General features: G+C 71.7%; 6 protein-coding genes. 3 read left to right on the top strand and 3 right to left on the bottom strand.

Annotated elements, in window-relative coordinates; genetic code table 11:
* Positions 1–531 precede the first annotated feature (531 nt).
* Positions 532–618 carry a DUF3761 domain-containing protein gene (locus tag ABT085_RS44385; RefSeq protein WP_351622341.1) on the bottom strand — a complete coding sequence of 29 codons (87 nt, stop codon included), beginning with the start codon at positions 616–618 and terminating at the stop codon, positions 532–534.
* On the opposite strand from ABT085_RS44385, the gene ABT085_RS44380 reads away from it, so the two are divergent.
* Positions 611–1,033: a hypothetical protein gene (locus ABT085_RS44380; RefSeq protein WP_351622338.1), complete on the top strand. Its 423-nt coding sequence runs from the start codon at positions 611–613 to the stop codon at positions 1,031–1,033. The genes ABT085_RS44385 and ABT085_RS44380 overlap by 8 nt on opposite strands.
* A 192-nt stretch (positions 1,034–1,225) precedes the next feature.
* Here the strand turns inward: ABT085_RS44380 and ABT085_RS44375 are convergent, their stop codons facing one another.
* Positions 1,226–1,705: a VOC family protein gene (locus ABT085_RS44375; RefSeq protein ID WP_351622335.1), complete on the bottom strand. Its 480-nt coding sequence runs from the start codon at positions 1,703–1,705 to the stop codon at positions 1,226–1,228.
* Between the two features lie 194 nt (positions 1,706–1,899).
* Here ABT085_RS44375 and ABT085_RS44370 point away from each other — a divergent pair, with 194 nt between their 5' ends.
* Positions 1,900–3,117 (top strand): GDSL-type esterase/lipase family protein, encoded by a 1,218-nt coding sequence (locus tag ABT085_RS44370; RefSeq protein ID WP_351622332.1) that lies wholly within the window; start codon positions 1,900–1,902, stop codon positions 3,115–3,117.
* A 97-nt stretch (positions 3,118–3,214) separates the two neighbouring features.
* Here ABT085_RS44370 and ABT085_RS44365 read toward each other — a convergent pair whose 3' ends face one another.
* Positions 3,215–3,523 carry a DUF4177 domain-containing protein gene (locus ABT085_RS44365; protein ID WP_351622329.1) on the bottom strand — a complete coding sequence of 103 codons (309 nt, stop codon included), beginning with the start codon at positions 3,521–3,523 and terminating at the stop codon, positions 3,215–3,217.
* 78 nt (positions 3,524–3,601) lie between these two features.
* On the opposite strand from ABT085_RS44365, the gene ABT085_RS44360 reads away from it, so the two are divergent.
* On the top strand, positions 3,602–4,234 hold the full coding sequence (locus tag ABT085_RS44360) for a DUF6629 family protein (protein ID WP_351622326.1): 633 nt from the start codon (positions 3,602–3,604) through the stop codon (positions 4,232–4,234).
* Positions 4,235–4,319: the final 85 nt, after the last annotated feature.

The raw sequence follows: 4,319 nt of genomic DNA, 5'->3' as shown, positions 1-4,319 counted from the left end.
ACCGCGGATGGCGGCCCTCAGCCGCAGGCCGGACTCAGACGCAACGCAGCGGCGGCCAGGGGCCGTTACCGCCCGACCGTCGCGGTACCGTCGGGCGATGACGTCCGACGGCGAAACGTTCGAGCCGGGCAGTGGAACGACCTTCTGGACGATGGCCAGCCAGGGCGGCGAGCCGTGCCACGACCCGGTAGCGCCCCACCTGCCGCGGGTCCGCCGGCTCCAGGGCCTTGAACATTGCCGTCCCACGCCCCCTGTGCCCGCTCCACGGACCCCGGACTGCGCCCGTGGATGGCGCATCATTCCCGACATTCCCCCTCATGCTCGATCCAGGATGCAGGCAGACGCGCTGGGAGGTCCCCCGCTTCCCGAAACAGAAAGCGCACCCCATCAGGGACGCCCCTGCTCCGGCCCGCGGCGGCGACTGCGTCCAAGTTGTTCCGGGACCGAAGACGCGGGACCGGCCACCCGGTTCAGCAGGGCAGCCGGTCTCGTGATCACGCCACCGATCGAAGCGCCGGCCGGGGACGTCGGCTATCGGTAGAAGACATCGACACCACCGTGATGCGAGCAGGCCCCCTGATGGTGAGCGGCGTACGAGTACGTACCGTCATTGCACAGAGCAGTCGCACCGCCGCCCGCGGAAGTGGAACCGCCCGACGAGCCGGACCCGCCGCTGGACGACGATCCGCCGGACGTCGAACTGCCGCCCGTTCCAGACCCTGCGGCAGCGGCGTGCGCGGTGACAGTCACCTTCACCTTGACCGTCTTCGTCACCGTCGGCGCGGGCTGCGGCTTCGCGGTCTCCGTCGCCGTGGCTGTCGCGGTGACCGTGACCGTGGCCGTCGGCCGCACCTTGTCGCTTGCCACCGACTTCGTCGCGTTCGTGCTCTCACCGTCGCCGCCGGCGCCGCCCGCGCCGATGATGAACGCCAGGCCCAGTGCAGGCAGTACGTATCGCTTGCGGGCCCACTTCGGTGCGGGACGGACGGCCGGCGGTCCGGGCGGAGGCTGGAACGGCGGCTGGGGCTGGTAGTAGCTCACGGGACCCCCCTGTTTCAGTACATGAGAGGGCGAAACTATCCACGCAGGCCCGTCAGATGTGGGGGATCAGTGAAGACAGTGATCCAGTTGTAATCCTGCAACTCTCAACTACCCCGCCGAGCCGACGGCCGATGCCTGCGGCGCGAGGCGGCGGACCCGATGCGCCGGGGCCGCCCGTCGAACCTCACGCCGAGGCCTCGGCGGCCTGGGTGGCCTGGGCGGAGGCCGCGAATTCCTCGGGGCCCTGTTCCACCGCCGCCGGGTCCATCCACATGACCTGCCAACCGTGGCCGTCGAGGTCGTAGAAGCTGCGTGAGTACATGAAGCCGTAGTCCTCCACGTCGTCCGCCTCGGTGGCGCCCGCCGCGAGTGCGGCGGCGCCGACCGCGTCGACCTCGGCGCGGGACGATGCGCTGAAGCAGTACAGCGCCAGCGCGTGCGTGCGGGGATCGGCGATCGGCAGCTTCGAGAACTCCGCGAACTTCTCGCGGGTGAGCAGCATGACGAAGGCGTGCTCGCCGACCAGCATGCAGGCGGCGGTCTTGTCGGTGAACTTCGGGTTGAAGCCGAACCCGAGCTTCGCGAAGAACTCCTTACTGCGTTCGAGGTCCGCCACGGGCATGTTCACGAACAGCATGCGGCCGGGATGTGCGGGAGCGGTCATGATGGGTCTCCAGTCGGTGTCTCGATGGCGTACGTCGGGGTAGACCGACCCGGCCGACGGAACTCATCGGTGGTTCGCCGACCATCCGAACAGCAGCCACCTTGGGGTACCGGACGGCTGGAACCCCCGCGGCCCGCCGGGACTCCGGCCGGAAACATTTGCGGAAGCGGGTATCCGGTTGGCACGCTGCGATCATGACCACCGAGCGCGACGACACCACCGGATCCGCCGCGGCGGGCCCGGCCACGGACTGGATCACCACACCTGTCACCGCGGAGCTCGTGCGCGGGGCCCTCGAACTGGAACGCACCGAGCGGGGCCTGCTGCCGCACCGGCTGCCCGCCCGCGCCCGTGCGCAGTGCTCCGACGAGCAGCTCGCCATGGCGGAGGCGCAGCCGTCCGGTGTGCGGCTGGTCTTCCGTACCCGGGCGAGCACCGTCGAACTGGACGTCCTGCCGACCAAAATGGAGTACCCGGGCCTGCCGGCCCGCCCGGACGGCGTGTACGACCTGCTCGTCGACGGCCGTCCGGCCGGCCGGGCCGTCGCGTCCGGCGGGAACGTGATGAGCGTGGACATGACCACCGGCACCCGGGAGACCAGGCCCGGACCGGTCGGCAGCGTCCGGTTCGGCGAACTGCCCTCCGGCGAGAAGGACATCGAGATCTGGCTGCCGTACACGGAGATCACCGAGCTGATCGCCGTACGCACGGACGCGCCCGTCGAGCCGGCGGTCGACCGGGGCCGCAAGGTGTGGCTGCACCACGGGAGTTCGATCAGCCACGGCTCCAACGCCGAGAGCCCCACCACGACCTGGCCCGCGCTCGCCGCCTCCCTCGCCGGTGTGGAGCTGGTCAACCTGGGGCTGGGCGGCAGCGCCCTGCTCGACCCGTTCACCGCCCGCGCGCTGCGCGACACCCCCGCCGATCTGATCAGTGTCAAGATCGGCATCAATCTGGTCAACGCCGACCTGATGCGGCTGCGTGCCTTCACCCCGGCGGTCCACGGCTTCCTCGACACCGTCCGCGAGGGGCACCCGACCACGCCGCTGCTGGTCGTCTCGCCGATCCACTGCCCCCTGCACGAGGACACCCCGGGGCCCACCTTCCCGGACTTCGAGGACGGCAGGATGACGTTCCGGGCGGCCGGTGATCCCGCCGAGCGGGCCGCCGGGAAACTGACGCTCCGGGTCATCCGGGAGGAACTCGCCCGGATCGTCGCCGAACGGGCGGCCGACGACCCTCATCTGCATCATCTCGACGGTCTCGACCTGTACGGCGCGGCGGACTTCGCCGAACTGCCGCTGCCCGACCTGCTGCATCCGGGCCCGGCCGCCCACCGGCGCATCGGCGAGCGCTTCGCCGGGCTGGTCTTCGGCGCCGACGGCCCGTTCGCCGGCGAAGTGAAGCAGTGACTGATGTTCCGTCAACTGCCTTCAATGCGGTGACGGTCGGCGCGAGGGGTCGCGCCGACCGCCGTGGTGGGCCCGACAGCCCTTGCGTCAGGGGGTGTTATCCGCGCGGACGCTCGAAGGTCAGCAGCAGTCCCTCGACGGCGCCGGGACCTATGCGACCCTTGACGTCGGCGGCGGTGATGGCCTTCAGACCCCAGCCGTCCTCGGCGTGCTTATTCAGGACCTTCTCCAGCTTGTCGCTGTCCAGCGCGTCGCCGATCAGCGACTCCCGGAAGGTGACGACCTTGTACTCGTACGTGTAGGGGCTGCTCATGGTGGCGAAGTCCTCCTGCGGTCCGGCGGAGCCGGGTTGTGGTGTGGTGGCCTGGGCCAGCCAATCATCCTCGGGGGCGCCGGTCACCGGCACCCCCGCCTCCACCGGGGAGAGACACAGCGTGGCCTGCGGCGAAGCGCACGGATCCGACGACGAAGCCGGGGTGGCCTGATGTGCTGGAGCGCGACTGCCGACCTCGTGGCGGGCACCGCGGTCGCGGCGGTCGGGGCGGCCTGTGTGACGCGGGTCCGCGACCGCCGGGAACTGCCGTTGGCCGCACTGCCGTTGCTGCTCGGAGCGCACCAGCTCGTGGAGGCGGTGGTCTGGCACTCGGGCGGGGGCGGCGGACCCGCCACGGTCGTCTGGGCCGTGATCGCGATGCCCCTGCTGGCGCTGTGGATGCCGGTCGCGGTGCTGTGCGCCGCCCCGCCGGCCGCCCGCCGGCGCCTGGCGCTGCCCCTGGCCGCGGGGGTGCTCACCGCCGCGGCGCTCGGGTACGCCCTGGCCACCAGGACGGTGACGGCCGAGATCCGCGGTCACACGGTCGGCTACGTCCTCGGCCTGTCCCATGCGCCCGTGCTCGTCGCGGGCTACCTGCTGGCCACCGTGGGCTCGCTGCTGCTGTCCGGCGACCGGCGGCTGCTGTGGCTGGGGGTCCTGGTCGCCGTCGGCGCGTCGGTCTGCTGGGCGCTGTGGCGCCTGGAGTTCGTCTCGACCTGGTGCGCCCTCGCGGCCCTGTGCTCGGTGGTGCTGTTCGGCTGGGTACGCGCCCGCCCGGCCCCCGCGGTGCCGGCGCACGGGTGACCCGGCCACCGGGGCACCGCCGCGGTACGAGGTCGCGTACGCGCCGTGCGCGCGCCCGACCGCCTCACCGGGTGGCCCCCTCGAC

This window comes from Streptomyces sp. NPDC002265 (assembly GCF_040296125.1).
Taxonomy (GTDB): Bacteria; Actinomycetota; Actinomycetes; order Streptomycetales; family Streptomycetaceae; genus Streptomyces.
Note: the sequence above shows the minus strand (reverse complement) of the source record. Positions and strands in the feature narration are given on the sequence as shown.

Excerpts from the sequence above, each read along its gene's own strand:
- ABT085_RS44375 (WP_351622335.1), bottom strand. The coding sequence starts at position 1,705 with ATGACCGCTCCCGCACATCCCGGCCGCATGCTGTTCGTGAACATGCCC.
- ABT085_RS44360 (WP_351622326.1), top strand. The coding sequence starts at position 3,602 with ATGTGCTGGAGCGCGACTGCCGACCTCGTGGCGGGCACCGCGGTCGCG.
- ABT085_RS44370 (WP_351622332.1), top strand. The coding sequence starts at position 1,900 with ATGACCACCGAGCGCGACGACACCACCGGATCCGCCGCGGCGGGCCCG.